At 38.1% G+C, this 25,567-nt stretch carries 23 protein-coding genes, 4 tRNA genes, 1 other RNA gene and 2 pseudogenes; 7 read left to right on the top strand and 23 right to left on the bottom strand.

The features are described from left to right. Nucleotides 1–106 precede the first annotated feature (106 nt). The 7 genes and pseudogenes from DJ533_RS06500 to ssrA all read right to left on the bottom strand — a co-directional run. Nucleotides 107–376, bottom strand: a pseudogene (locus DJ533_RS06500) (hypothetical protein); the annotation flags it as partial. 372 nt (nt 377–748) lie between these two features. Next, nucleotides 749–1,259 (bottom strand): annotated as a pseudogene (locus tag DJ533_RS18785) (tyrosine-type recombinase/integrase); the annotation flags it as partial. Between the two features lie 49 nt (nt 1,260–1,308). Continuing rightward, nucleotides 1,309–1,518, bottom strand: coding sequence for a helix-turn-helix domain-containing protein (locus DJ533_RS06515; protein ID WP_065993647.1), 210 nt, complete (start codon nt 1,516–1,518; stop codon nt 1,309–1,311). Nucleotides 1,519–1,520: 2 nt separating this feature from the next. Further along, nucleotides 1,521–1,742 (bottom strand): transcriptional regulator, encoded by a 222-nt coding sequence (locus tag DJ533_RS06520; protein ID WP_065993646.1) that lies wholly within the window; start codon nt 1,740–1,742, stop codon nt 1,521–1,523. Nucleotides 1,743–1,952: 210 nt separating this feature from the next. Further along, entirely contained in the window at nt 1,953–2,762 is an 810-nt protein-coding gene (locus DJ533_RS06525) for a hypothetical protein (RefSeq protein ID WP_081406090.1), read from the bottom strand. 139 nt (nt 2,763–2,901) lie between these two features. Continuing rightward, nucleotides 2,902–4,131, bottom strand: coding sequence for a tyrosine-type recombinase/integrase (locus DJ533_RS06530; protein ID WP_065993645.1), 1,230 nt, complete (start codon nt 4,129–4,131; stop codon nt 2,902–2,904). Between the two features lie 179 nt (nt 4,132–4,310). Continuing rightward, nucleotides 4,311–4,671: a transfer-messenger RNA gene (gene ssrA / locus DJ533_RS06535) on the bottom strand. A gap of 130 nt (nt 4,672–4,801) precedes the next feature. Between ssrA and glpK the strand changes: the two genes are divergently transcribed. Next, nucleotides 4,802–6,283, top strand: a complete 1,482-nt coding sequence (gene glpK, locus DJ533_RS06540; RefSeq protein ID WP_065993644.1) for a glycerol kinase GlpK — start codon at nt 4,802–4,804, stop codon at nt 6,281–6,283. 579 nt (nt 6,284–6,862) lie between these two features. Here the strand turns inward: glpK and panD are convergent. The 10 genes from panD to DJ533_RS06590 form a co-directional block, all read right to left on the bottom strand. Further along, a complete protein-coding gene (panD, locus tag DJ533_RS06545; RefSeq protein WP_004722504.1) occupies nt 6,863–7,243 on the bottom strand; it encodes an aspartate 1-decarboxylase in 381 nt (126 codons plus the stop codon). A 151-nt stretch (nt 7,244–7,394) separates the two neighbouring features. Continuing rightward, a complete protein-coding gene (pth, locus tag DJ533_RS06550) occupies nt 7,395–7,973 on the bottom strand; it encodes an aminoacyl-tRNA hydrolase (RefSeq protein WP_065993718.1) in 579 nt (192 codons plus the stop codon). Between the two features lie 22 nt (nt 7,974–7,995). Then, nucleotides 7,996–8,292 carry a 50S ribosomal protein L25 gene (rplY, locus tag DJ533_RS06555; RefSeq protein WP_065993643.1) on the bottom strand — a complete coding sequence of 99 codons (297 nt, stop codon included), beginning with the start codon at nt 8,290–8,292 and terminating at the stop codon, nt 7,996–7,998. Nucleotides 8,293–8,392: 100 nt separating this feature from the next. Continuing rightward, complete coding sequence (locus DJ533_RS06560) at nt 8,393–9,346, bottom strand: ribose-phosphate pyrophosphokinase (RefSeq protein ID WP_065993642.1); 954 nt, start codon at nt 9,344–9,346, stop codon at nt 8,393–8,395. A gap of 36 nt (nt 9,347–9,382) precedes the next feature. Then, nucleotides 9,383–9,457, bottom strand: a tRNA-Gln gene (locus DJ533_RS06565). A gap of 103 nt (nt 9,458–9,560) precedes the next feature. Continuing rightward, nucleotides 9,561–9,635: transfer RNA gene (locus DJ533_RS06570), tRNA-Gln, on the bottom strand. 38 nt (nt 9,636–9,673) lie between these two features. Further along, nucleotides 9,674–9,748: transfer RNA gene (locus DJ533_RS06575), tRNA-Gln, on the bottom strand. Between the two features lies 1 nt (nt 9,749). Beyond that, nucleotides 9,750–10,580 (bottom strand): 4-(cytidine 5'-diphospho)-2-C-methyl-D-erythritol kinase, encoded by an 831-nt coding sequence (gene ispE / locus DJ533_RS06580; RefSeq protein WP_065993641.1) that lies wholly within the window; start codon nt 10,578–10,580, stop codon nt 9,750–9,752. A 21-nt stretch (nt 10,581–10,601) separates the two neighbouring features. Further along, nucleotides 10,602–11,180 carry a lipoprotein insertase outer membrane protein LolB gene (lolB, locus tag DJ533_RS06585; RefSeq protein ID WP_065993640.1) on the bottom strand — a complete coding sequence of 193 codons (579 nt, stop codon included), beginning with the start codon at nt 11,178–11,180 and terminating at the stop codon, nt 10,602–10,604. Between the two features lie 5 nt (nt 11,181–11,185). Further along, complete coding sequence (locus DJ533_RS06590; protein WP_065993717.1) at nt 11,186–12,898, bottom strand: tetratricopeptide repeat protein; 1,713 nt, start codon at nt 12,896–12,898, stop codon at nt 11,186–11,188. Nucleotides 12,899–12,975: 77 nt separating this feature from the next. Between DJ533_RS06590 and hemA the strand changes: the two genes are divergently transcribed. Then, nucleotides 12,976–14,265: a glutamyl-tRNA reductase gene (gene hemA, locus DJ533_RS06595; protein WP_065993639.1), complete on the top strand. Its 1,290-nt coding sequence runs from the start codon at nt 12,976–12,978 to the stop codon at nt 14,263–14,265. Between the two features lie 3 nt (nt 14,266–14,268). Here hemA and DJ533_RS06600 read toward each other — a convergent pair whose 3' ends face one another. From DJ533_RS06600 to DJ533_RS06610, 3 genes are all read right to left on the bottom strand, one after another. Further along, entirely contained in the window at nt 14,269–14,685 is a 417-nt protein-coding gene (locus DJ533_RS06600; protein ID WP_148245830.1) for a hypothetical protein, read from the bottom strand. A 23-nt stretch (nt 14,686–14,708) separates the two neighbouring features. Next, nucleotides 14,709–16,610 carry a DNA primase gene (locus tag DJ533_RS06605; protein ID WP_065993637.1) on the bottom strand — a complete coding sequence of 634 codons (1,902 nt, stop codon included), beginning with the start codon at nt 16,608–16,610 and terminating at the stop codon, nt 14,709–14,711. A 137-nt stretch (nt 16,611–16,747) separates the two neighbouring features. Further along, a complete protein-coding gene (locus DJ533_RS06610; protein WP_065993636.1) occupies nt 16,748–17,827 on the bottom strand; it encodes an outer membrane protein assembly factor BamD in 1,080 nt (359 codons plus the stop codon). 71 nt (nt 17,828–17,898) lie between these two features. Here DJ533_RS06610 and rluD point away from each other — a divergent pair, with 71 nt between their 5' ends. From rluD to DJ533_RS06630, 4 genes are all read left to right on the top strand, one after another. Then, nucleotides 17,899–18,951 (top strand): 23S rRNA pseudouridine(1911/1915/1917) synthase RluD, encoded by a 1,053-nt coding sequence (gene rluD, locus DJ533_RS06615; RefSeq protein ID WP_065993635.1) that lies wholly within the window; start codon nt 17,899–17,901, stop codon nt 18,949–18,951. Between the two features lie 24 nt (nt 18,952–18,975). Then, the gene (gene pgeF, locus DJ533_RS06620) at nt 18,976–19,716 is read left to right on the top strand and encodes a peptidoglycan editing factor PgeF (protein ID WP_065993634.1); all 741 of its coding nucleotides are present in this window, start codon (nt 18,976–18,978) and stop codon (nt 19,714–19,716) included. A gap of 39 nt (nt 19,717–19,755) precedes the next feature. Next, the gene (locus tag DJ533_RS06625) at nt 19,756–20,310 is read left to right on the top strand and encodes a flavodoxin family protein (RefSeq protein WP_065993633.1); all 555 of its coding nucleotides are present in this window, start codon (nt 19,756–19,758) and stop codon (nt 20,308–20,310) included. A gap of 177 nt (nt 20,311–20,487) precedes the next feature. Beyond that, entirely contained in the window at nt 20,488–21,768 is a 1,281-nt protein-coding gene (locus DJ533_RS06630; protein WP_065993632.1) for a hypothetical protein, read from the top strand. 96 nt (nt 21,769–21,864) lie between these two features. Here the strand turns inward: DJ533_RS06630 and DJ533_RS06635 are convergent, their stop codons facing one another. Then, on the bottom strand, nt 21,865–22,281 hold the full coding sequence (locus DJ533_RS06635) for a hypothetical protein (protein WP_171488539.1): 417 nt from the start codon (nt 22,279–22,281) through the stop codon (nt 21,865–21,867). Nucleotides 22,282–22,439: 158 nt separating this feature from the next. Between DJ533_RS06635 and DJ533_RS06640 the strand changes: the two genes are divergently transcribed. Further along, nucleotides 22,440–22,516, top strand: a tRNA-Met gene (locus tag DJ533_RS06640). 80 nt (nt 22,517–22,596) lie between these two features. On the opposite strand, the gene DJ533_RS06645 is transcribed toward DJ533_RS06640, so the two are convergent. Next, a complete protein-coding gene (locus DJ533_RS06645; RefSeq protein ID WP_065993630.1) occupies nt 22,597–23,643 on the bottom strand; it encodes a hypothetical protein in 1,047 nt (348 codons plus the stop codon). A gap of 5 nt (nt 23,644–23,648) precedes the next feature. Beyond that, the gene (locus DJ533_RS06650) at nt 23,649–25,274 is read right to left on the bottom strand and encodes an NAD+ synthase (protein ID WP_065993629.1); all 1,626 of its coding nucleotides are present in this window, start codon (nt 25,272–25,274) and stop codon (nt 23,649–23,651) included. Between the last annotated feature and the right edge of the window lie 293 nt (nt 25,275–25,567).

Below are 25,567 nucleotides of genomic sequence, written 5' to 3' on the forward strand. Positions count from 1 at the left end.
TCATTTAAACACTTCCATTGTTGATATAAAAACACTAAATCAAAGGCTTTGAAATGGTTCTCGATGTTTTAGGAGAAGTGGGAGCTTCTCCTACAGGTCCACTTGATCATATGGTGTAAGCAACAATTTGAAACATCATCAATTTTATTAAACTGGATAATGCTTTTAAATACTGAGCCTTTTTATAAACACCTGCTACACCGTCCTTTACGTGTGCCAATGCAGCTTCAATATGACGCTCATCAAAACTACGATTATTAAAAAGGGTACTGGTGAGATGTATAAAGCCGTGTGGTGTTTGTCGTCTCTCATAACCCATTCGGCGCAAAGCTATAATAAAAACGGTATCTGATTTAGGCTGGCTCTTGTCTGATCTACAGTTTTACCATCATTTCTTGTATATTCTATTTTCACCATTCTCACATGCTCCAAGAATAGCCATTTGTTTGATTTCTTTGCATGTCTTATCAGTTTTGCACCAATCATTTAAAATATCAGATAGTTTTAACCATTCTGCATGTTCAGAATACATTGAACAATCATTGAGATAACTGTTATACATAATGCCTCCCACCGCATCCCAACAAAAACTGCTAAGCCAATCGAATTGGGTACTCGATTTTCGGGGATCAACCTAGACTTAGCAAACTGAATATAAAAGATATTTAATTATAATTGTACATACTTTGGTATATTGTGCGGCATAAATTGTCACTTTGCTTTTTTAAACTGGATGCGGCATAAATTGTCACTTTGCTTTTTTAAACTGGATAATGCTTTGATCTGCTATTTCTTCTAAATAATTAGCGTACCATTGCATCATATTGGCTCTGTCCTCTAAATACTGAGCTTTGTTATAAACACCTGCTACACCATCCTTTACGTGTGCTAATGCAGCTTCAATATGACGCTCATCAAAACACGATTATTTAAAAGGGTACTGGCGATAGCCTAAAGCCGTGAGGTGTTTGTCGTCCCTCATATCCCATACGGCGCAAAGCCATAATAAAAACGGTATCTGATTTAGGCTTACTCTTGTCCGATCTGCTTGGAAATAAAAACTCGGAATTAGTTTCATAGCTTTTTAATTCTTGCAGAATGGCAACGGCTTGCTTTGATAAAGGTACAACATGCTCACGGCGTTTCTTCATACGTTCTTCAGGGATATTCCATACAGCATGATCAAAGTCAAATTCATCCCATTTTGCTTGTCTTAATTCACTTGGACGACAAAACAGCATTGCTAAAAGCTGTAAACCGAAATGACAACTCGAACGCCGTGTTCATTAAAATTAAAAATAGATGGGCTCATGCTTGCACCTCATTTAATTCATATCGAGCATGTGTGCCTTTATTGTTTAGGTTCGGCTCTTGGTGGGTCACAATGTCATGACCTAAACGGCGTAAACGCTGAATAACAGCACTCAGGCGATAGCAGTCGTAATAATTAATAGCTTCGGCTTGGCTTAAAGTTTTACCTTGTTTGAGGTGGGCTAAAATTTGGGTTTGGTGGTTCATGTTTAAGCCTCCAATTCTGCATTGGTTAGGCTTTGCATTTGATTGTTATGCCATTCGATTAATTGGGCATAGTCAAAATAGACAGGGGCTTGTTTTGCTTCACCTGTCTTGATTGCTTTGGGGAAAGTTTTGTCTGTACGGACTAGATGACGCAATGATTCACGGCTAATGTCTAAGATTTGGCAAGCTGTTTTAAACTGCACTCGAATTGGTTTGATAGTCATAAATAAACCTATACATTAAAAAGTATGTATAAATTTAAGCACTTACCAATGGTGACTTTAAATATATGAAATTCAAATACTTGGTTACTTGTAATCAAAAAAGCAGTTACTGATTTTCCTTATAGATTTACTACTTTTATCAATACAGTAACTATTAATCATCTAAAGTTACTTTTACTTTTTTAAGGTAACTTTTATTATTGTTGTGAGTTACTTTTTATATTTCTCGGTTACTTTCTCTTTTGTTTCTACTTCTAAGTCACTTAAAATTTCGACTGTTGTCTTTTGGTCTTTAATTAGATCAATTAGTGATGAAATTGCCTTATAGTTAAATGGTTTAGGGTCTCTAAAGCCATATTCTTCACCATTATCTCTTAAAAAATCTTTAATTTTATCCTCTTTATTGCTACGTCCTCCATAATTACCTAATACATTAAACTCATGATTCAGCCTACCTAGTAAAGCCATCTCTCTGCAATACAAGTGGTTATCTTTATTTAAGAAGGTTGCATGTTGGTGAATGTCGCTTAGTTTTTGAGGTTTTTGGATATTCATATTTCGCACTTTATTTAAATCTTTCATTAAGTCATAACATTGATTTTTATAAAAATTATCATCACTTTCAGAACAAGATTTAGACATATATGGGCTATTTCCTATTAAATCATCATTAATGCCTAATCCAATATTTTTTAAATCTTTTAAAACTCTGTAGCGAGCAAAACCTACACAATCCGTATAAAATACTTCTTCTTCATCAGCTATTAACCTGATAGTTGTAATTGGGCAATTATAAAAATCATTATCGTTATATTCATACTCAACAAGAGTGTATGAATTTTTGAGAATCAATTTTCTTGTTCTATTTAATATTTGAATATGATTCATAAGCCATTGAGCTGATTTTATTATTGTAGTTTTTTCACAATCGGCAAGAATTTTTAGCAATTCATCAACGGAGATAAATTGTTCTGGAATATTGTCTATATATTCATTTACACCAATCAAAACTGCCCCCACAGCATCCCAATAATAAAATAGCTAAGCCAATCAGATTGGGTATCTGACTTTCGGGAGCAAACCTAGACTTAGCAAACTGAATATAAACGATATTTAATTATAAATGTGTATATTTTTGTATCTAATGCGACAAATTATGTCATTTAGCTTTTTTAAACTGGATAATACTTTGGTCTGCGATTTCTTCTAAATAATTGGCATACCACTGCATCATATTGGCTCTGTCCTCTAAATACTGAGCCTTGTTATACACGCCTGCTACACCATCCTTTACGTGTGCCAATGCAGCTTCAATATGACGCTCATCAAAACCACGATTATTTAAAAGCGTACTAGCGATATGCCTAAAGCCGTGAGGTGTTTGTCGTCCCTCATATCCCATACGGCGCAAAGCCATAATGAAAACGGTATCTGATTTAGGCTTACTCTTGTCCGATCTACTCGGAAATAAAAACTCAGAATTGGTTTCATACGTTTTTAATTCTTGCAGAATGGCAACGGCTTGTTTTGATAAAGGTACAACATGCTCACGGCGTTTCTTCATACGTTCTTCGGGAATATTCCATACAGCATGATCAAAATCGAACTCATCCCATTTTGCCTGTCTTAATTCACTCGGACGACAAAACAACATAGCCAAAAGCTGTAAACCGATTCTTACGTCCATAGTCGGGTAATTATTAATGGCTCTGATTAATGTCGGTAACTCCTGTTCACTGACATGCGCCATGTTTTCTTTTTTGCCTTGTTGCAAATACTTTTGAATACCCTCTAAAGGATTGTAGTCAATACGACCAGTGACCTTTGCATAGTCATAAATATCTCGGCACATTGCCCGAACTCGGTTGACCTGTTCATAGATGCCTTGCTTCTGTTGAATACCTTGTAAATGATTCATCCATTCAATTGGCTTGATCGTGGTATACAAGCGTTTGCCAAAAACTGGGAATATATGCTTTTCCAATGCGCCTTTATTTCGGGTCATGGTGTCATTCACCCAAGTATTTACTTTGGTGTCTAACCATTCTCTAGCCAATAATTCAAAAGTAGCATTATTCTGTTCTAGCTCTTGGCGGTTTCTTTCCTGTTTGGTAATGATTGGGTTATCGCCGTGAGAAATATCCTTAATAATCTCAGATGCTTTTTTTCTTGCACCTTTACCCGACAATTCAGGATAAGTACCTATCCCAAGCCATGACCATTTACCATCAGCCTTTTTGTATCTGAATAACCATGCTTTCTTACCATCAGGCTTTACACGGAAATATAGACCCTCACCGTCTAGTTCCCGATATTCTTTTTCTTCGGGTTCAAGGTTAGCAAGTGTTGTGTCTGAAAGGGGACGGCGTTTTATATCTGATCTTTTCATGGCTTGTACACCAGTGAGTTCAATAAAATGTGCAATGTACAAGACAGTGTACACGGTACATGTACACTATAGCTAGTTATGTTTGGTTATGTTTAGGCAAGAAAAAAGGCTTAATCCCTTTAGAATCAAGCCTTTTGTCTTTAAAACTTGGCATATTTTGCCATGTTTTGGAAGGTATTTGGTGGAGATGGCGGGAGTTGAACCCGCGTCCGCCAACACTACACTCGAGAATACTACATGCTTAGATATCGTCTATTATTTTAACGTTTAAAGACCCGACGAACAGGATTAAAAACGCGATCCTCTAGATTTAGTACAACACCCCGAGGCTTGATGTTATACGGACTTGTGTGCGTGCGCTTCAGTCGGGATCTCTAACCACAAGTATTCAGAGATGCGGACAAGCGGCCCTTAGGCAGCTAGAGCGTAAGATTCGTCGTTTGCGACTATTTAAAATGCAAATTTTATTTACGAGAGGAAATGCGCTCTCGGCATGCATCTATGAGCTTCATCATCAGCGTCGAAGCCAATAACATCCCCAGATAACAACGCCATCATAGCATAAAAGTTATAAATTAGGATGGTAATTCACAACTTTTGTTTGCAATAATGCGCTTAATTACATAATTGCGTTACTATCTAATTTTTTCAAGGGTTAAAACTAAAAAACATGAGCTATTTACTCGCACTTGATCAAGGAACGACCTCTAGCCGAGCAATAATCTTTGATGAACATGGAAAAGTTCATGCTACAGCTCAAAGAGAAATCCAAATAAAAACCCCACATTCAGGTTGGGTTGAACAAGATGCACAAGAAATTTGGACGACCCAAATTGCAGTTGTGCAACAAGCGATTGCTTCAGCACGATTACTTGCCAAAGATATTCAAGCCTTAGGTGTGACTAATCAACGTGAAACCACAGTCGTTTGGGATAAACGTACAGGTCGAGCTTTAGCGCCTGCGATCGTGTGGCAAGATCGTCGTGCAGCAGGATGGTGTAATCAATTACTGCAAAATAATTATTTAGAAAAAATACAATATAAAACAGGTTTACGTATAGACCCTTATTTTAGTGCTGGAAAATTAGTTTGGTTGTTGGAAAATGTGAATGGACTTAGAGCGCTTGCAGAGCAAGGACATGTTGCTTTTGGCACCATTGACAGCTGGTTGGTCTGGAACCTTACACGAGGCGCTGAGCATGTGATCGAATCCAGTAATGCTTCTAGAACCATGTTAATGAACTTAAAAAAACAACAATGGGATGATGAGCTATTAGACTTATTTAATATTCCAAAATCCATTTTACCTAAAATTATTGATTCAGATCAGTATGTTGCTAATACTGCAACGGGTTTGCTGGGAGCTGAAATTCCGATTGCAGGGGTATTGGGCGATCAACAATCAGCATTGTTTGGACAGTCTTGCTTTGACGCAGGTACAGCAAAAAACACCTATGGCACAGGTTGTTTTATGTTATTCAATACGGGAACAGAGATTCAACTCAGTCAAAATCAACTTTTGACGACATTGGCATGGAGCTGTCAGCAGCAATCCGCGTATGCACTCGAAGGGAGTGTGTTTATGGCAGGAGCGATTGTGCAATGGCTAAGAGATGGTTTAGGGATTATTAGAAATAGTACAGAAGTGGAAAAGTTAGCTTGTCAGGTGAGTACAACCGATGGTGTGGTTTTAGTACCTGCATTTACAGGTTTAGGTGCACCACATTGGGACAGTGATGCACGGGCTTTACTGTGTGGCATGTCACGAGGTACACATAAATCACATATTGCACGTGCAGCCTTAGAGTCGATTGCATTTCAAGTGTCTGATGTGTTGACTGCGATGCAATCCGATATTTCCCAACCCTTAAAAGAACTTCGAGTCGATGGTGGTGCAAGTCAAAATGATATGCTGATGCAGTTTCAAGCAGATCTTTTAAATGTCCCTGTATTACGTCCTAAACTTTTGGAATCAACGTCATGGGGTGCAGCAGCGATGGCGGGCTTGAAAATGGGAGTATTTGCAAATTTAGAAGAAATTTCAGCCTCTTGGCAATTAGATCGAGCATTTGAACCGAATATGCAAGAAGACGAAAGACAGTTCCATTTACGACAATGGAACGATGCTTTACAAAGAGCAAAAAGTCATTAAAAAGTATTAACTTAGGGGTTAATTGAAAAGGCCTTCAGAACCTTAATCTTATTTTTGGCTTTTACAGATAGATGAAGCATAGTTGAAAAATCACTTGTGTAGATTTTTTAATGTCTTGGTTGTCTAAAGTTTAAATGTTTTAAATTATATTTGGTATTTTTGTTAAATAGATAATAGGTGAATTAAAAATGCGGATTCAAAGTTAGAAACCTCATTCAATGAGGCTTCTATGTAAATGGAAATTATATTCTGATACCATCAATTCACTTCAGATGTAGAGTGAAAAGACAAGCGGATAGATTTGAGAGAGTTCTGTTTTTCCAATTGTGAGTTGAAAAATCATCATGATTGTAATTCACCTAATTTTCTAAACTCATTACAAATGTGTTGCACTTAACTTTTGAGTCCGCGATTTTAAATTAAAAATATCGTGAAAAAATTAAAAATCCAGAGCTTCGTTGTCAATTTACCAATCAAAAAGGTGAGGTCGAAGAAAATATTTTTTGGAAAAACGTACTCAGAGAATGACTCAGACAAAATAAAACCCGCGTATTGCGGGTCTTATCGAATTCTTGGTACTTAAGCAACTTGTACAGGAATACAGTTTGCTGTGTGATTCACTGTATTGTCTGGGTTTGCATAAACAAGACGAGGTTTGTGTGCATCTGCTTCAGCATTGGTAAAGTCACCAAATGTTGCGATGATCATCAAATCACCTACATCCGCTTGAAGCGCAGCACCACCATTGACAGAAATGATGCCAGAGCCTTCTTCACCACGAATTGCATAGGTTGTGAAACGCTTACCATTTGTCACATTCCACATATGAATTTCTTCGTATTCACGAATGCCAGCCAAATCTAAAAGAATGCCGTCAATTGCACAAGAACCTTCATAGTGCAACTCTGCTTGAGTCACGACACAACGATGGATTTTAGCTTTTAATAAACGAGATAGCATGGCTTGCGTCTCCTAATTGTCCTACGACAGTTATATGCGGTCAAACAATAACTTTTGCAATGGGATGCTTTTTGAAAGCGCATTTTGCTCTTAAATTTAGCGCATAGCAAGAAGAATTGTTTAACAAAGCTTGAAATTGAATAAATGAAGTTTACGGTTTGTAGGCATTTATTTGATTCATTGCCTGCTGAATCTCACCGTTCACTAAAAGATCGATCTTACTTAAAGCATGATGAATTGCATCATCCATTAAAGTTTGTTCACTGCTTGGGGCACGGCTTAATACGTGACCAGATACTTTTTCTTTTGCACCTGGATGACCGATCCCAATGCGTAAGCGGTGAAAATTTGCACCGATATGCGGAACAATATCACGTAAACCATTATGACCACCATGACCACCGCCTGTTTTTAAGCGAATGACACCTGGGTTCATGTCAAGTTCATCATGTGCAATCAGAATTTCTTCTGGTTGGATTTGATAAAATTTGGCGAAGGGTACCACACTTTGACCAGAGAGGTTCATAAAGGTGGTTGGTAATAATAGACGAACGTCTTGACCTTCGATATTACCACGACCACTGATGCCTTTATATTTAGAATCAGTTTTAAGTTGAATGCCATATTGATCTGCAAGGCGTTCTACAAACCAAAAGCCTGCATTATGGCGGGTTTGGGCATACTCCGAACCTGGATTACCCAAACCAACAATCAGTGAAAGTTTACTCACACTCATTTACACCATTCAACACTTATGCGCGTTTGAAGTCAGCGTGCATAGGTGTATTTTTAGCTGGGTGACGTTGTAAAGCTTGGATTTTAACGCTTTCAGCTTTACCTTCGATGTTGATTTCTACAACTTCTTCAAAGAAAGCATTGCTTTCTAAAGCTTTAACAAGCTCACGAAGCTCTAAAGTTACTGCTACAGGCTCAGCTGAACCACCATAGATGATTGCAGGTACTTTGTTTTGAAGACGAAGGCGGCGGCTCGAACCTTTCCCTTGTACTGCTTCTTCACGTGCTACTGCATTTAATACGAAGTTTGCCATGATAGACATTCCTAATTTAAGTTTAATTGACTAGACCTTCGACCAGTCTAGTGATAGAAAGCCCCACCAAAAGGCAGGGCTTTTAAATTTTAGCGCTATATTATAGATAAGAATCGAACATTGCGCTAATAGATTCTTCGTTATTAATACGACGAATTGTTTCAGCAACCATGCTTGCAACAGAAACTTGACGAATTTTACCAAGTTTCAATGCTTCTTCAGAAAGTGGAATGGTGTCAGTCACAACCAATTCATCAATCACTGAGTTTTGCAAGTTTTCAAGTGCTTTACCAGAAAGAACTGGATGCGTTGCATAAGCAACAACTTTACGTGCACCAAATTGTTTAAGTGCATCAGCAGCTTTACATAATGTACCTGCTGTATCCACCATGTCATCGACGATCACACAATCACGATCTTTTACATCACCAATCAAATGCATCACTTGTGATTCATTGGCTTTTTGACGACGTTTATCGATGATCGCAAGATCAATATCACCCATTTGTTTTGCAACTGCACGTGCACGAACCACACCACCAACGTCAGGTGAAACCACCATGAGGTTGTGATGAGATTGTTGACGCAGGTCAGCAAGCAAAGCAGGCGTACCGTAGATATTGTCTACAGGAATATCGAAGAAACCTTGGATTTGGTCAGCATGTAAGTCGATCATGACCACACGGTCAATTCCTACAGTGGTCAGCATATCTGCGACAACTTTTGCAGTAATTGGTACACGAGTTGAACGTGGACGACGGTCTTGACGCGCATAACCGAAATAAGGAATCACAGCGGTAATACGACCAGCACTTGCACGACGCAAAGCATCTGCCATGACCAAGATTTCCATGAGGTTATCATTGGTTGGTGCACAAGTTGGTTGTACGATAAATACGTCTTTACCACGCACATTTTCAGTAATTTCGACAGTGATTTCACCATCAGAGAATTTACCTACTGATGCAGCTCCCAATGGGATATGCAAATGGCTAACGACTTTTTGGGCGAATTGTGGATGAGCATTTCCACTAAAAACGACAAGATTGGGCATGAAGCACCCTTGGCGGTTGGCATGTTTGAAAATAGATGGCAGGGGCGGCTGGATTCGAACCAACGGATGCCGAGATCAAAACCCGGTGCCTTACCACTTGGCGACGCCCCTAATGCGGCAGAATTTTAATATTTTTACTAAAATTTGTCAAGGTATTTATGAGTTAACCTTAGAAAAATCTACAGTAATACTGTTCTGTCTTTTTGAAAGTAAATGGCAGGGGCGGCTGGATTCGAACCAACGGATGCCGAGATCAAAACCCGGTGCCTTACCACTTGGCGACGCCCCTAAAACTTAGCTGAAACACACATCTACAGATGAAAATGATGGCAGGGGCGGCTGGATTCGAACCAACGGATGCCGAGATCAAAACCCGGTGCCTTACCACTTGGCGACGCCCCTATCATGACACTTGAAAATGAACTAAAGGTGACTCATTCAGACTTTTCACCAAGTAAGCTTTACATGGAGAGTGTGCTAAAATCTCATCAATATTCATATTTTTAGTGACTTCAACAAAAACACAAGCACCTGTACCTGTGAGTTTTGCTTTACCGAACTGGTCTAAGTAATGCATGGCTTCATCCACTTCTGGATATAATTTTCGAGCCAGTGGCTCAAAGTTATTTCCAAAACCAGATGAGTTTTGTTGATAGGCGCAAAATTTAGTAGGCTTCGTATCTCTTGTCAATGTTTTTTGTGAAAAAAGCAGTTGAGTGCTGATAAAACAATCAGGTTTTAACAAAATGTATTGTTTTTGATCTAAGTCTATGAATGTTAAGTGTTCACCAATGCCTTCTGCCCACGCATTTTTACCATGCACAAAGATTGGTACATCTGCACCTAATTGCACTCCCAGTTCTGCTAATTCAGAAATGCTTAAGCCACATTGCCAAAGTTGATTGACCACAATCAGTGTAGTCGCAGCATTGGAAGAACCACCGCCTAGACCAGCACCCATTGGAATGTTTTTTTCGATGTTAATCGTCAAACCTGTCAAAGCTTTAGCAAATGGTTTTAAAATTTGTGTGGCTTTGTAGATCAGATTTTTTTCTAGATCAACACTGTTTAAACCCTCAATGCATATTTGATCCGCATCGTTTTGAGTAAATTCCATCCAATCATATAAATCAATCAGTTGGAAAATACTTTGCAACTCATGATAGCCATTTTCACGGCGACCAGTGATGTGTAAAAACAAATTTAATTTGGCAGGAGAGGGCACACGAATCATAACAATTTAAGCTTTTGCAGATTAACGATTTTGGATGATCATTGTAATACGATTTTCCTGCCCTTCCGCTAAAGCTTGTTTTAAAATTAGCTTATTCGGTAATGCAGCCGCATCGTTATAACTGAAATCAACTGTCCAACCATCCTCAATAATGGTTTTCGGGCGTTGTTGTTGATCTTTTTCAACTTGTGCTGTGGTGGTTGCAGGTTTAGCTTGTACCCAATACACAATATGGGTAATCGGTGCGACCCAACCTGTAGCACGTTCGAGTAATTCTTCAGGCGTTGCTGCGGTAATTTCGCCAGTTTTAGCACTGTTTAATGTCACTTTCCCCGGTTTTCCTTCGATAATGGTTTTCCCAATTCCTAAAATACCCGTCAGCTGAATGTCAAAATTGTCATGATTTTGTTGCCAAGTATAAAATGCGCTGCCTGTTTGTTTGGGAGTTTTGACGCCAATTTTTCCTTCTAAACTGAAATTTTGTGCATCTTGAACTTGTAGGACAGTGGTTTGTGGGGTTTTTACATATTGCTGACAACCTGTTAAGGCAAAACTTGCTGTCGCAATCGAAGCAAAAAATACTTGAGCCATAAAACGCATAAAAATTAACTCTTATGTAAATGTTGAGGTAACAATAAAGAATCTAGTTGCTGTAATTCAGCATCATTTGGGTGATTTTGTTTGAGTTGTTGTAACACTTGATTAAATTTGTCTAATGCACCTTGCATATATAATGATTTTGCGTAACGTACACCAATATTAATACTGCCACTCATTTCATATGCTTTAGCAAGGACTTTGGATGAGGTTACAAAGTCATTTTGCAAGAAGGTGATATAACCTAAAGTATCTAAAATAGAGGCTTGTTCAGGAGCAAAGTCGAGTGCTTTTTCTGCATAAGTACGTGCTTCATTCAAACGACGATTTTGTAAGGCGAGTGTATAAGCATAAGCATTCAAATAGGTTGGACTGTTAGGTTCTATGCTGAGCAATTGTTTTAAAGCTTTGTCCAATTGTTCTTTATTTTCAAATGGATCTAGCAATAAAACTTCTGAGTAGAGCAACTCAGGGTCATCAGGTAAGTTTTGCACAGCCTCACTGAGCAAACGTAATGCTGCTTTTTTATTGTCCATTTTCTTTAATATTTCAGCTTGTGCTTGATAAAGAAAACTTGCATGTTGAGGATAATTAACACGTTCTTGGGTTAAAAAACGTAAAACATCATTAAGCTTGCCTTGCTTATCATAAATTGAAATCAGGTTACGTCTAGAAACGGTGTATAAGTTTCCATCTACCAGTCGATAGTACGCTTTAGCAGTTTCAAGTTGTTGTTTACGCTCAGCATTTACAGCCAAATAAAAATAGGCATCATTTTGATATTTACTTGAATAGCGTAACTCAACCAAATAGTGTTCAGCCAAATCATATTTTTTTAGATCGATTGCGGTTAAGCCTGCAATAAATAAGGCTTCTTCAGCATCAGGCCATGTTTTGATGATTTTTTCTAACTTTTCTAAAGCTTGTTCAGCTTGATTGACCTTAATCAGGTAACGAACTTCTGCCAGTCGCACTTCCAAATTATATTTGTGCTTACGACTACTGCGCTCGTACCAGTCTAAAGTTTCTTTTTCATTGCCTAAAGCCATCAGTAAATTGGCTTTCATTAGAATAAAACCCGTTACTTTTGGACGTTTTCTTAAGGCTTTATTTACCGTTTCTAACGCTTTTTCTATGTTGTTACTTTGCGCTTCAAGACCAGCAATAAGGATCAAAACTGAAGGGTTATTTTTTTCTTTACTGGCATAAAGCGTGTTGAGAAGATTTACACGATCCTCCTCAGATTCTGGGGTGATCCCTGCCAAAATTTGTTCTAAATCCGCATTTGGATCAATATTTAAAATATGATCTAAAGTTTCTGCTGCAAGTTGGTATTCATGGGCTTTTAATGCAATGTGTGCCAAATAAAACTTGGCAGGGACATCTTCTGGCTCTTGTACTACCCAATGAGTGGCAACGTCTAAAGCGGCTTGTAAGTCTTGGTATTCAATCGCAACATCTAGCGCACGTTGCTTGATTGAGGTTGAATTATTACGGATTGCAAGTACGGTATAGTTGTGCAAAGCTGTAGGTATGTCATGATATGCCAAAGCAAATTCAGCAATCATGCTTTGTTTTAGTGCTTCTGTATTATAGTTTGCATGATACAATTCGCTAGCTGCTCGAATATGAGCGCTAGAAGCCATACTACCAACAAGTAAGAATGTGGTAGAATATTGCTTAATTGTCGTGCCGTTAATGCGGCTGCTTATTTGACGCAATTTTTCTTTATCCAAGTATGCTTTTTATGACACCGTTATTGCACAATAGCATAAATTTAGCGAAATGATGATCTGATATGTCTTTCTTTGCATTGGGTGTCAACCATCAAACTGCTTCTGTAGAGCTCCGTGAAAAAGTCGCTTTTAATCCTGAGCGCTTGACCACATTGCTGACAGAACAGTACCAACACCATAAGATGAATGATATGGTGGTGGTTTCGACTTGTAATCGTACCGAAGTCTATGCCATGGCTGAAAATGCCGATATGGTATTAGATTGGCTCGCTCAAACAAATGGCATTGATGTAAAGCAATTGTCAAATCATGTATATCGTTATGAAAATAGTGATGCTGTTTCACACTTAATGCGTGTTGCAAGTGGTTTAGATTCACTGATGTTGGGTGAGCCACAAATTTTAGGGCAAGTTAAGACTGCGCTTGCACTAGCAAAAGATGCAAAGGTCGTTTCTCAAAATCTGAATCAAATTTTTGAATATGCTTTTTATGCAGCCAAACGTGTACGCTCTGAAACTGCGGTTGGAAGTCATGCTGTTTCGATGGGCTATGCAGTTGCACAGTTGGCTTTGCAAGTATTTAGTCAACCTGCAAAACTTACTGTCATGGTGGTTGCAGCAGGTGAAATGAACAGTTTGGTAGCAAAACATTTAGCCGAAATGGGTGTGGCTAAAATCCTTATTTGTAACCGTGGGCGTGAGCGTGCTGAAAAGCTTGCACAAGAGATTGCACATCGTGTCGAAGTGGAAATCATTCCATTTTCAGAGCTTGCTGAAAATCTATATCGTGCAGATGTAATTTCAAGCTGTACAGGCAGTTTATATCAGGTGATTTCATTTGCTGATGTGAAAGCGGCTTTAAAAAAACGCCGTTATCAACAAATGCTGTTGGTTGATCTAGCGGTACCACGTGATATCGACTCCAAAGTAGAAAGCTTGGATGGCGTGTATTTGTATGGGGTTGATGATCTGCAATCCGTCATTGATGAAAATCTTGCCCATCGTCGTCAGGCTGCGGTTGAAGCTGAAGTGATGGTGAATCAATTGGTCACGCAATTGGTTACACAGCAAAAAATTAATGATGCAGGTGAAACGATTCATCATTATCGTCAGCAAGGTGAACAGCTTAGTCAGCTTGAATTAATTTATGCTTTGCAGCGGATTCAAGCAGGAGAAGATGCAGCCACCGTTTTACAAGAGTTTAATCATCGTTTAACGCAAAAGCTTTTGCATCCAACCTCAATTTTGCTGCGTCACGCTGCCAAAGATGAAGATCCTTCGCATTTTGAATGGTTAAAAGAAAATATTCAGGATATTTTTGAAAATACACGTCAAGTAAAAGTAAAAACTTGAGTCTTAATCTTGTGGTGCAATTGCCTGTATTGAAAACTCTTTTTGAGCAATAAACTCACAATAACAATGCTGTCCAAGTACTAAAAAGCGCGTCAGATTTAAACGACCAAGCGCATCAAAATCTTGAATTTTTTCTAAGTCAGCATGGTCACATCTAAAAATTCCACGATAAGCATGCTCTGAAATTGTTGTAAGATCATATTTTTTAGCAAGTTGTTCTAACCACATTTCATCATTTTCATAATAGAAACTGGCGATATTCTTAAAATACAAACTAAAATAAATAATATGTTCATGCCCAACATAGCCACCATCCAAAGTGATTTTTAACTGTTCCTGTTGGTGTGAGAGTTCAATTTGAAAATCACAACCTTCAAGAAAAATATGATCTAAGGGAATTGCTAAAAGTGAATGTGGCATCATGAAAATTCAGTATGTAAAACTTAACTATGCACCAATTTTAAACTAATTTTCTTGGTGAGTTCATTGAGTTGTTGACGTAAATTACGAGATTCACTTAAGGATGCAGGCGCTTTCATTTTTTGACGCAGATACTTTTCTTGCAAAGACAATGAATATTCAGCTGCTAATTTATCCGCCATTTCAGGGGCTTGGATTAAGTTTTGAATATTGGTGCGCTGCATAATTTCAGACAGCTCTAAATGATAAGTGCTGCAAGCACCTAAAATATAATAAGTTGCAAGCTCTTGATCATCGGGTAAATCATCAAAAACAAGGTCAAAAATAGCAAGCACTTTGGCAAGTAATTCATCAGGATGGATAAATGCCCGTAACACCTCAAAATGAATGTATAAGAAAGGATGCTGCATCAAGATTGCTACTGCAAAATCTTCATCTTTGGTGCGAATGTTAAAAGACAAAGAGGCATCTAAGCTCACTTGTGGTTGCCATTTTTTATTAAAACCTAATTTCTCACGGAAAAATTGTCTTAATAAATAACGATATGAACCTTGTTTTGGAAGTAGTTCAACCAATTGATTCAGTTCTGCCATAACCTGACTTTTGCCTTCAGGCGTATTTATCGCATAGTTTTGACTGAGTAAAGCAAATAAAAAATCAGATAGCAGGGGAGCACTTTGCCACAAACGTTGAAAGGTTTCCATGCCTTCTTTACGGATCAATGAGTCTGGATCGTGTTCCTTAGGTAAAACGAAAAACTTGAGTTCACGTCCGTCATTGAGCAAGGGTAAAGCGATTTCTAAAGTACGACGGGCAGCTTTTTGACCTGCTGCATCACCATCAAACGCAATCGTAATTTGATTATTTTGTTTAAATAAAATACCCAAATGTTCAGCATTACTCGCTGTGCCAAGCATGGCTACAGCCCCCGAAATGCCATACTGTTGTAAGGCGATCACATCCATATAACCTTCGACCATCAGCCAGTCTTGAGAACGTTCTTTACGCCCCTCATATAAGCCGTAGAGCAATTGGTTTTTATGGAAAACTTCAGAGTCTGGTGAGTTGATGTATTTCGGTTTAATTTCATCATTCAGCGCACGACCACCAAAACCAACGACACGACCTTTTGAGTCACGAATCGGAAAAATCACCCGATCACGTAGTAGGTCAAAATCACGTCCACTATCACTGGTACGGATCAGACCGAGCAGCTTTAAACCTGCAATATCTTGTGGAAAGGCTTTTTCTAAGTGTTGCCAGTCTTCGGGTGCATAGCCCAAACGCCAATATTGAATCGTATTTTTACTTAAACCACGGTGTTTAAAATAGTGCTGTGCGGTTTTGCTATGTGGCAGTTGTTTTTCATAAAACTGTGCGACATTTTCCAAGAGGTCATATAAGTTTCCGTCTTGTGGAATTTGCTCAAAAGGCGTAGTTTCAAACTGTGTTGGGTCAAAATGATCAAAATCAGGATATTGGTTAAATGCCTCAAAAGGGTCAATTTCCGAAGGCATTCCCTCATTTTGTAGCGTCGGTTGCGTACTTTGCGGATCAGCAACTTTATGCTCTATAACAGGTTGTTGCTTAGGGGCTTCACGTTTATAAGACAATTTTTTATTGTCTTGATTATCTTTTGGAAGCTCGATGCCTGTTTGACTGGCTAAGTCTTTCATGACATCAACAAAGTTGCGATGGTCAATATCCATTAAAAAACGGATGGCATTTCCATTGGCTTGGCAACCAAAACAATGGAAATATTGTTTGTCACGATAAACATGAAAAGAGGGCGTTTTTTCCTGATGAAAAGGGCAACAGCCTGAATAAGTACGTCCTGTTTTTTTCAACTTCACACGTTGACCAATCAAATCGACAATGTCAGTTCGATCTAAAATTTGATCAATGGTGTGCTGAGGAATAGCCATAAGTTAAAGCCAAGTCGAGGAGATAAACCAGTCGGTCGATAAGTTTAGCTTAGATTTGCCAAGGCGTATATGTGTATTGGATTTGCTTACATATAAAAAAGGCAGAATATAAATTCTGCCTTTGTGAGATATTTAAATCATTGTTGTTGAGGTTGTTCCGTCTGCTCGGTTTGAGTCTGTGGCTGTGTACGTTGACCATCATAGAGGCTTTCATTGGCATTTGCATAGTCACCAGAACTTTGGCGATCAGGACGATCTAGCAAACCAAAAGTTGCACGGTTTAACCAACTTGGTTTATTTTCTGAGGAATCTTGCGCTTGTGCATTTGACTCATTCGTTTCAACTGCGCCACCTGTTTTTTCGCTACGTCCAAAAATACCCAAAGTTGCACGGTTCAAGAAGCTACCTTCTTTACGTGCAGCACGTAAATTCACCTCACCGTTTGATTTAACTAAATTTGGATAATTCAGTTTTAAAATTTCAACATATTGTTGAGAAGTAGCTTTGTCGCCAAGTTTGTCATAGCCATACGCCATGGTTGCAAGTGCTTCAGCGACTTGAGGGGTTTGTGGATAATGTTCAATTACCCATTGTGAGCGTTCAACAGCGGCTAAATACGCTTTACGTTTAACGTTAAAGCGTGCAGCATTCATTTCGCTTTCAGCAAGTTCTTGCCCAATAAACTTCATACGTTGCGCAGCGTCAACTGCATATTGGCTGCTTGGGAAGCGGCGAATAAAATCTACAAAGTTTTGGTAGGCATTTTTTAAATAACTGGTATCACGGTGTGATTGCTTGAGCGAGGTATAACGCATCAAGCCGTCATAATTTTGTTCCATATTCGCCACACCACGAACGTAGTAAGCATAATCAACATTTGGATGTTGTGGATTTAAACGAATAAAACGTTCAGCATGGGCAATCGTCGCCTCATAATCTTTTTGTTTAAATTTGGTATAAATCATTTCCAACTGTGCTTGTTGGGCATATTGACCTGTTGGGTAATAGGTATCAATTGCTTGAAATGATTTTTCAGCATCGCCATATTGACCCTTATCTAAGGCTTTCATCGCTTTGTTGTAATAGCTTTGCTCGCTTGACTGAGGACCAGTATCGACAACATCTTTTTTACTTGGATTGCTGCTACAGCCTACAAATGCCGTTGCGATGCTCAAAGATAAAGCAAGCATTGTAACTTTATAACGTGGTAGCGACATAAAAATTCCTCTGTTTATACGGGCAATAGGCTACAATTGCGCTATTAAACCACTTTTGTCCGAATGAGCAAATGACTTCAGCACAATCTTCTAATTCTAATTTCTCAGAAAATGATTTCAATTTACTTGAAGATTCTGAGGATGCAGATAATCATACTTCAGCCTTAACTGCAACACGTTTATCGTTGCAATTTCAATTGGATGACAGTTATTTAGGGCAACGCATAGACCAAGTTGCAGCCGCCGTTTGGAGTGACTTTTCCCGAGAAAAGCTCAAACAATGGTTGAAGGATGGTCATTTGTTGGTAAATGGTAACACTGTTAAGCCAAAGTACAAATGCGAAGGCAATGAGTTACTGACTTTAGAGGTTGAGTTAGAAGCGCAAACTTCAGCACAACCTGAAAATATTCCATTGGATATTGTCTATGAAGACGATGATATTATTGTGATCAATAAACCTGTAGGCATGGTGGTGCATCCAGGTGCAGGCAATTCAAATGGGACACTGGTTAATGCCTTATTACACCATTATCCAAAATCATCTGAATTAACCCGTGCAGGCTTGGTACATCGTATAGATAAAGATACCAGTGGCTTGTTAGTCGTTGCGAAAAATTTGGAAGCACAGTTTTCACTCAGTAAACAACTGGCTAAAAAGTCAGTTTATCGTGTGTATGATTTGATTTGCTATGGCAATATCATTGCAGGCGGTACGATTGATGAACCTATTAAACGCCATCCTGTTGATCGTATTAAAATGGCGATTCTCCCAGGTGGGCGTGATGCAGTGACACATTATAATGTCAAAGAGCGTTTCCAAAATTTTACCCGTGTTCAAGCACAACTTGAAACAGGGCGCACCCATCAGATTCGTGTACATTTCACTTATATTGGTTATCCTTTGGTGGGTGATCCTGTGTATATGAGTCGAGTTAAAGTGCCTGCGGGTGCATCTGAGTTGCTCAGTGATACTTTGCGTGGCTTTAAGCGTCAAGCCTTACATGCTGCTAAATTAGGTCTAATCCATCCACGTAGTAAAGAGGAAATGTTGTTTGAAGCACCTTGGCCAGAGGATTTTACGACTTTGGTCAACACGTTACGCTCTGAAAATAAAGCGTATTGATCACGTTCTAAAAAGGAGAATCACATGCAATTTGTTCAAGGATTACCGCAAGGCGTATTTGTCGGACAAACCCAAATCCAACATCCGCAAGCATTGCCATCAGCGCAAGCTGAACTTGCAGGGTTCAACTTGGCATTGCATGTGAATGATGATCCTAAACGTGTGCAAAAACATCGCATGATGTTATTAGATGAATTTTCTAAATACGGTGTCAGTAAAATCACATGGATGACGCAAACGCATAGCACAATTTGCCATACCATCAATGAGCAAATGCCATTGGAAGCTTTGGTGGGGGATGGTTTAGTTACCCAGAAAAAAGCCCATGCTTTAATGATGATGACGGCTGATTGTTTACCTGTGGTATTGGGAAATGCTCAAGGCACAGAAATAGCAAACTTGCATGCAGGGTGGCGTGGTTTGGCAGGTGGTATCATTGAAAATACCATTGCAGAGATGCAAACCCAGCCAAGTTGGGCGTGGCTCGGTGCTGCAATTAGTCAACCTTGTTTTGAAATAGGTGCGGAAGTAAAAGCTGCTTTTTGTGATAAATATCCTGAGCTTGTAGATGCCTTCAAAGATGGCGAAAAACAAGGTAAATACTATGCCGACCTTTATGCCATTGCCCGTTTTATTCTCAAATTAAATGGTGTCGAGCATGTCTTTGGCGGGGAACAATGTTCATATTTGCAAGACCAAGATTTTTATTCATATCGTAGATCTGCAAAAACAGGACGTATGGCGACATTCGTGTTTATGCAGTAATTCATGTAAACTTGAGTAAATCTGTTTGTTTTAATTGCTATGTCTGTACCTACCCATTCTCTTGCTATTGTTTATCATAGTCCTTATGGACACACTGCAAAAGTTGCCCAATATATTGCACAAGGTGCAACACAAGTGGGCGTCATTGCACATTTGATGAATATTGAAAATATAGATTGGGATCAATTAGACCAAGCGGATGCCATTATCTTCGGTTGTCCAACATATATGGGCAGTTTAACCTCTGGATTAAAACAATTTATGGAGCAGTCCTCTAAACGTTGGCTAGCTCGTTCTTGGCAGGGCAAACTTGCAGCAGGTTTTACCAATAGTGGTGGGTTAAGCGGTGATAAACTCGCAGTATTACAACAGATTAATCTATTTGCGATGCAGCATGGTATGTTGTGGACGGGTTTACCGCTGATGCCAACAGGTCGTAGTGCAGATGACTTAAATCGTATGTCAGGTTTTTTAGGATTAATGACCCAGTCTGATAATGCGCCTGTAGAAGTTACTCCACCAAAAGGAGATTTGGAAACTGCAATTTGGTTTGGTGAGTATGTTGCCTTATTGTTAATGAGAATATTTAAATAACTTCCCTTTAAACAAGTGTTTAAAAATATAAAATGTGAAGCACATCATAAAATAATACTTTTTATATGAATTGTGTAAAATAATTGCCTGCAATAATTTTAAATTTAATGAATAATACTCCGACTTGCTGATGGAATTGGCACGTAATAAATAAAATAAAAATTTGGAGTAAATCAAATGACAACTCAGAGACTGGTCATCTCTAGTGCTTTGCTTACGTTGGCTATAGGCTCAACTTATGCAGATGACTCTACTTTAAAATCCCTTTCAGATTCCGAGCTTTCAGAAGTGCAAGGTCAAGCATTAATGAATCTCACCTATACAGATCCCTCAAAAGCAAACTCCTCCATGGCATCGCAAAATATCGGTTTTTATAAGCTCGGTATGGAAGCGGATGTTGAGCTAAATGCCAATATTAAAAAACTACAATTAGGATGTGGTGGGGTGAATGGGGCAGGCGGATGTGATATTGATATTGATAATTTAAGTTTGTCGGGCATTTCAGATACACGTGAAGGACGTGTTGGTTCTTCTGCAAAATTGACCAATCCTTTTGTTGAATTTGCCATTAAAAATCCAAACTCTGCCTCTACACGAGAACTGATGGGTTTTCGTTTAAGTGCTGAAAAAGTATTAGGGATGTTGACGCTTGGTGAGGAAAACACAGATAAGCCAAATGGTATTAATAGCCTAAGTGGGTATATGAAAATTAAAGATACAACAGGGGTGGGATATACACAACCAAGAACCATGAGCTATGCTGATACAGGCATGAAAATTAATGGAAATGTGAAAGCATGTGTTCTATTTCTTTGCCCAACACTTGGGTTTGATTCTAACAATTATAGTTTGAATTTAGATTCTGCTTCTGCGGACATTTTTATTAATGGAACAACTGTAAATGGTCGTAGAATGAACAGTGTTCAGCTAGATGGTTATGCAAATATTAATCAATTAAATTTTTCTGGTGATTTAAACGCTTCAATTAGTATTTTATTAGGATTATTAAAACTTCAGAAAAAAGTAGATGGAAATATCACTGGTCTAAAAGCTGATATTAAAGTGGATGAAAATTTAGGTTACATACATAAATTGAAGTTAAATAATCCTTTTTCTCTTTCTATGCAGAAGCAGGATATTTTTTGGAATGGTGCAGCAGCAACAGCTCAGCGAGGATGGTGGCTAGCTGTGGAAGATCCAATTGATATTGGAAATGTTAATCCAAGTAAAAAAATTGATATTACCAATGATGTTTTAAAACAAGTTGTTAATCCAATTAGTAATTATATACAAAGAAATCCACCAACTTGTAGTATTCTTGATTGCTTATTTGGTGACTCTTTAACTGTTGGGAACGTCGACTTGCCCAATACTCGTGTTGATTTCCCATTAAAAAATTTACAGCTTCAAAATCAAACCTTCGCTCCTAACTGTTATGGAACTCTTAAATTCTGTTAATTGAACATGTAAAAATTATTAGAAAATAGTGATTCTTGGAAGAATATGTTCTCAAAAATGAGCATATTCTTCTGCTTAAAAGCAATAGAATGTCATCTAAAACTTAGCCTGACAATTTTCTTTCTGCATATCAAAGTTTAATGTTGCTTGAACCTTATAAAGATCATCAAGGTTTTTTTGATGTTCAGATAAAGAAAAGATTTGGCTATCGACTAAATTGAGCTTTTTCATAGAAATACGTTGAGCTGCGCAATAACGTCCAACAGCACGGTCATAAGCAAGTTGCTTTTGTTGCTCAGCCGTTAACTTATCAAAATTTAAAACTTTTTGCTGCTGTTTGGCATATTCCACCAATACTTTTCGATCAGCAATACTAAAAAACATCGAGTTATTAATATAAGTAGCAACATCAAGCCGTACACCATTATAATCAATAACCAGTGGGCTAATCAGTTGACAAGCTGAAAGGCTCAGCAGTAAAGCGCTGCACGCAAAAACTTTAGTTTTCATCATATAAACCCCTGTTTAGATCAGCCTATTTTGCCTAATTATCACAAGAAAAATGTATTAATTTTAAACATTTGTTTTGCGGTTGTTTAAAGCGTGATCATTAGTGGCGAAGAGTGCTTGACGGAGTATAAATAAATTTAGATAATGCGCACACAGTTTACGGCTATGTAGCTCAGTTGGTTAGAGCACAGCACTCATAATGCTGGGGTCACAAGTTCAAGTCTCGTCATAGCCACCATTTTTATAGACCATGCTCACCGCATGGTCTCTTTTTTTGTGTAAAATAAAAATGAAAAATATGAATAACATCAAAGATAATTAATTTTGAATTTGGTGTTGGTTTATATAGTTTTCAATAAATTTCTGAGTATTTTCATCTAAGTAAAAAGGTGCAATCAATGTACTGATGATATCATCTAAGAGCCTATTTTCATTTAGCGCTGCAAGACAGAAGGGAGCAAAGCGCTGTGCTTCTTTCAATAAATCTGCTTGGTCTAAACTTACGGCATGTAAAAGTTCTTGTAATGAATAATCATTAAAATATTCATAAAAAGCATCAACAATATTGAGAATGATTTTTTGCATATAGGGGGTTTGACGTAAATCTTTCCACGTTTCATATGCCAAAATAAAAAATTCTTCAAAGTCGATAGCTTCAAACTGAGAGAAAGTTTCTTGTAAGGTTTTTTGTTTGATCTCTGTCCAAAGTTGCAAGACGATTTCTGCTAATTCTTCATTGGGCAATAAAATGATATTGCCAATTTGATTACGAATTGCTGTAGCAAGTTGTTGTTCTAGTTTTAGTTCAATCAAGTGTTGTTGATCTTGTAAATAATTGATAACTTTAGCCCCGATACTTTTATTTCTTACATTCAACTTACGAAAGTAATCTAACCACGGGGTATTGTGTTCTAAAATTTGATTAGCAAGTTGTAAGCTCACGTGTTTAATTTGTGAATTTTCTTGTAAATTTTCCTGAATATAGTGACGTAATTGTTGTAGCTCTAAAATCTTATATAGCCATAATTCAAACTGTTCATCAGACAAAAAATCCTTGAACTGTGCAGAACTTGAGGTTGCTGTTTGGTGAACTTTTTGTGCACTAAAGCCGATAAACTCTAAAATATCCGAACCGAGTGTTAATTCAAACGCATATTTTTGTACCACTTCATGTAGTGACTGACGTTGGATCACTTCTTTTAAACTTATATGTTCAGCATGAGCATATACTTTTTGAATAAAATCATGGATATAACTTTGATCTTGGCTATCCAATAATTTATTTTTAATAAAAGCCACCTGCTCAAGCAAAAGCGCTTGAGCAAAGTCTTGGCTAAAACTTTTTGGCAGCTTTAAGGTATCCATTAGGATCAGTTACCTGCTTTCCAACCATTGACGATCGGATAGCGGCGTTCACGGCTAAATGCACATGAGGTAATGCGTGGACCAATCGCACCTTGGCGGCGTTTATATTCGTTACGGTCAACCAGTTTAATCACTTTCTCGACTACCTCTTTATCAAAGCCTTTGTTAATGATGTGTTCTTGGCTTTGGTCTTCTTCGATATAAGCATACAGAATGGCATCTAAAACATCATATGCAGGTAAAGAATCCTGGTCTTTTTGGTCTGGACGAAGCTCTGCTGATGGTGGACGAGTAATCACACGTTCAGGAATAACTGCAACTTCACTTAAACTATTACGATATTTTGCTAATTCAAAAACAATTGTTTTATAGACATCTTTCAGAACCGCAAAACCACCGACCATGTCACCATACAGTGTACAATAACCAACAGCTAATTCAGATTTATTACCTGTAGATAGCACTAGGTTACCAAACTTATTAGACAAGCCCATGAGTAAAGTACCACGCGCACGTGCTTGAAGATTTTCTTCAGTTGCATCTGCAGGTGAGTTACCAAAGAATGGATAAAGTGTTTGCATAAAGCTATTAACAATCGGATGAATTTCTGCAATTCCAAAAGTTACGCCCATGCGTTTTGCTTGTTCAGCAGCATCTTCTACACTGATTTGTGAGGTATAAGTATAAGGCATCATGACGGCTTGTACTTTATCAGCACCGATGGCATCAACTGCGATCGCTAAGGTTAAGGCTGAATCAATCCCACCAGACAGTCCTAAAATTACACCAGGAAAGCCAGAACGCTCAACATAATCACGTGTTGCCATGACTAAGGCTTGATAAATTTCAGCCATTGTATCTAAAGCAGGTGCAGTTTCTACAGTTTTATAGGCTTTATTCTCAACTTCATAATCTACAAAATAAAGCTGTTCCTTATAGCTTTCGGCACGTAAAGCGACTTCACCAGTATTGTTAATCACAAAGCTTGAACCGTCGAAAATCAAATCATCTTGACCACCGACTTGGTTGGTATACAGCACATGGATATTGATCTGTTTTGCCAATTCTTGCAGTGTTGCAATACGGTGTTGTGGTTTACCCACTTCATAAGGCGAAGCATTTAATACTAAAACACTTTCTACATTGAGTTGTGCAAGCTGTTGAACGGTGTTAAGTGACCAAACATCTTCACAGATTAATACACCAAACTTATGTCCTAAATATTCAAAGACAAGGTGTTGATGACCTTCATTAAAATAACGTTTTTCATCAAAAACACTATAGTTTGGAAGGTTTTGCTTGTTATAAATGCCGAGGATTTGCCCATCTTTCATCACAGCAGCAGCGTTATAACGTTGACCATCTTCAGTGGCATTCACAAAGCCAAAAACCATGACAATATCTTTGACTGCTTGTAATTGCTCAAAAGCTTGGGCAGTACGTTTATTTACGCTTGGACGAAGCAATAAATCTTCAGCAGGGTAGCCAATGGTGGCAAGTTCTGGAAAAACGATAATATTGGCATCTTGTTTTTTTGCTTGATTGGCTTGTTCAATCATTTTTTGAACATTTGTTTCGATATCGCCAATATGTGGAGAGAATTGCGCGAGAGCAACTTTAAAACTTTTCATTTAAACCTTGTCCTATTCCTATAGGGTAGTAAGCACACAACAAATTGATTTATATCTATATAGTTATTCAATTGTGTGTAATTTAACGTTTCAAACACTGCCAAAAGGCACAAAATAAAAAATCACTTTCATGACAAAAAATCTTTATTTCTTGCATGGCAAAAACTACAGATTGGGGCTATTTTAACGAAATTAAAGCCAGATGCTAGAGATTTAAAAAGATTGTCAAGAATATATCTAACATCTCATTAAATTTAGCAGAATTTGCTTGAAAATATGAAGAAATTTAGTGC

The sequence above is a fragment of the Acinetobacter defluvii genome (assembly GCF_001704615.3).
GTDB lineage: Bacteria > Pseudomonadota > Gammaproteobacteria > Pseudomonadales > Moraxellaceae > Acinetobacter > Acinetobacter defluvii.

Excerpts from the sequence above, each read along its gene's own strand:
- DJ533_RS06515 (WP_065993647.1), bottom strand. The coding sequence starts at position 1,518 with ATGAACCACCAAACCCAAATTTTAGCCCACCTCAAACAAGGTAAAACT.
- DJ533_RS06520 (WP_065993646.1), bottom strand. The coding sequence starts at position 1,742 with ATGACTATCAAACCAATTCGAGTGCAGTTTAAAACAGCTTGCCAAATC.
- DJ533_RS06530 (WP_065993645.1), bottom strand. The coding sequence starts at position 4,131 with ATGAAAAGATCAGATATAAAACGCCGTCCCCTTTCAGACACAACACTT.
- glpK (WP_065993644.1), top strand. The coding sequence starts at position 4,802 with ATGAGCTATTTACTCGCACTTGATCAAGGAACGACCTCTAGCCGAGCA.
- panD (WP_004722504.1), bottom strand. The coding sequence starts at position 7,243 with ATGCTATCTCGTTTATTAAAAGCTAAAATCCATCGTTGTGTCGTGACT.
- rplY (WP_065993643.1), bottom strand. The coding sequence starts at position 8,292 with ATGGCAAACTTCGTATTAAATGCAGTAGCACGTGAAGAAGCAGTACAA.
- DJ533_RS06560 (WP_065993642.1), bottom strand. The coding sequence starts at position 9,346 with ATGCCCAATCTTGTCGTTTTTAGTGGAAATGCTCATCCACAATTCGCC.
- ispE (WP_065993641.1), bottom strand. The coding sequence starts at position 10,580 with ATGATTCGTGTGCCCTCTCCTGCCAAATTAAATTTGTTTTTACACATC.
- lolB (WP_065993640.1), bottom strand. The coding sequence starts at position 11,180 with ATGCGTTTTATGGCTCAAGTATTTTTTGCTTCGATTGCGACAGCAAGT.
- hemA (WP_065993639.1), top strand. The coding sequence starts at position 12,976 with ATGTCTTTCTTTGCATTGGGTGTCAACCATCAAACTGCTTCTGTAGAG.
- DJ533_RS06600 (WP_148245830.1), bottom strand. The coding sequence starts at position 14,685 with ATGCCACATTCACTTTTAGCAATTCCCTTAGATCATATTTTTCTTGAA.
- DJ533_RS06605 (WP_065993637.1), bottom strand. The coding sequence starts at position 16,610 with ATGGCTATTCCTCAGCACACCATTGATCAAATTTTAGATCGAACTGAC.
- DJ533_RS06610 (WP_065993636.1), bottom strand. The coding sequence starts at position 17,827 with ATGTCGCTACCACGTTATAAAGTTACAATGCTTGCTTTATCTTTGAGC.
- rluD (WP_065993635.1), top strand. The coding sequence starts at position 17,899 with ATGACTTCAGCACAATCTTCTAATTCTAATTTCTCAGAAAATGATTTC.
- pgeF (WP_065993634.1), top strand. The coding sequence starts at position 18,976 with ATGCAATTTGTTCAAGGATTACCGCAAGGCGTATTTGTCGGACAAACC.
- DJ533_RS06625 (WP_065993633.1), top strand. The coding sequence starts at position 19,756 with ATGTCTGTACCTACCCATTCTCTTGCTATTGTTTATCATAGTCCTTAT.
- DJ533_RS06630 (WP_065993632.1), top strand. The coding sequence starts at position 20,488 with ATGACAACTCAGAGACTGGTCATCTCTAGTGCTTTGCTTACGTTGGCT.
- DJ533_RS06635 (WP_171488539.1), bottom strand. The coding sequence starts at position 22,281 with ATGATGAAAACTAAAGTTTTTGCGTGCAGCGCTTTACTGCTGAGCCTT.
- DJ533_RS06645 (WP_065993630.1), bottom strand. The coding sequence starts at position 23,643 with ATGGATACCTTAAAGCTGCCAAAAAGTTTTAGCCAAGACTTTGCTCAA.
- DJ533_RS06650 (WP_065993629.1), bottom strand. The coding sequence starts at position 25,274 with ATGAAAAGTTTTAAAGTTGCTCTCGCGCAATTCTCTCCACATATTGGC.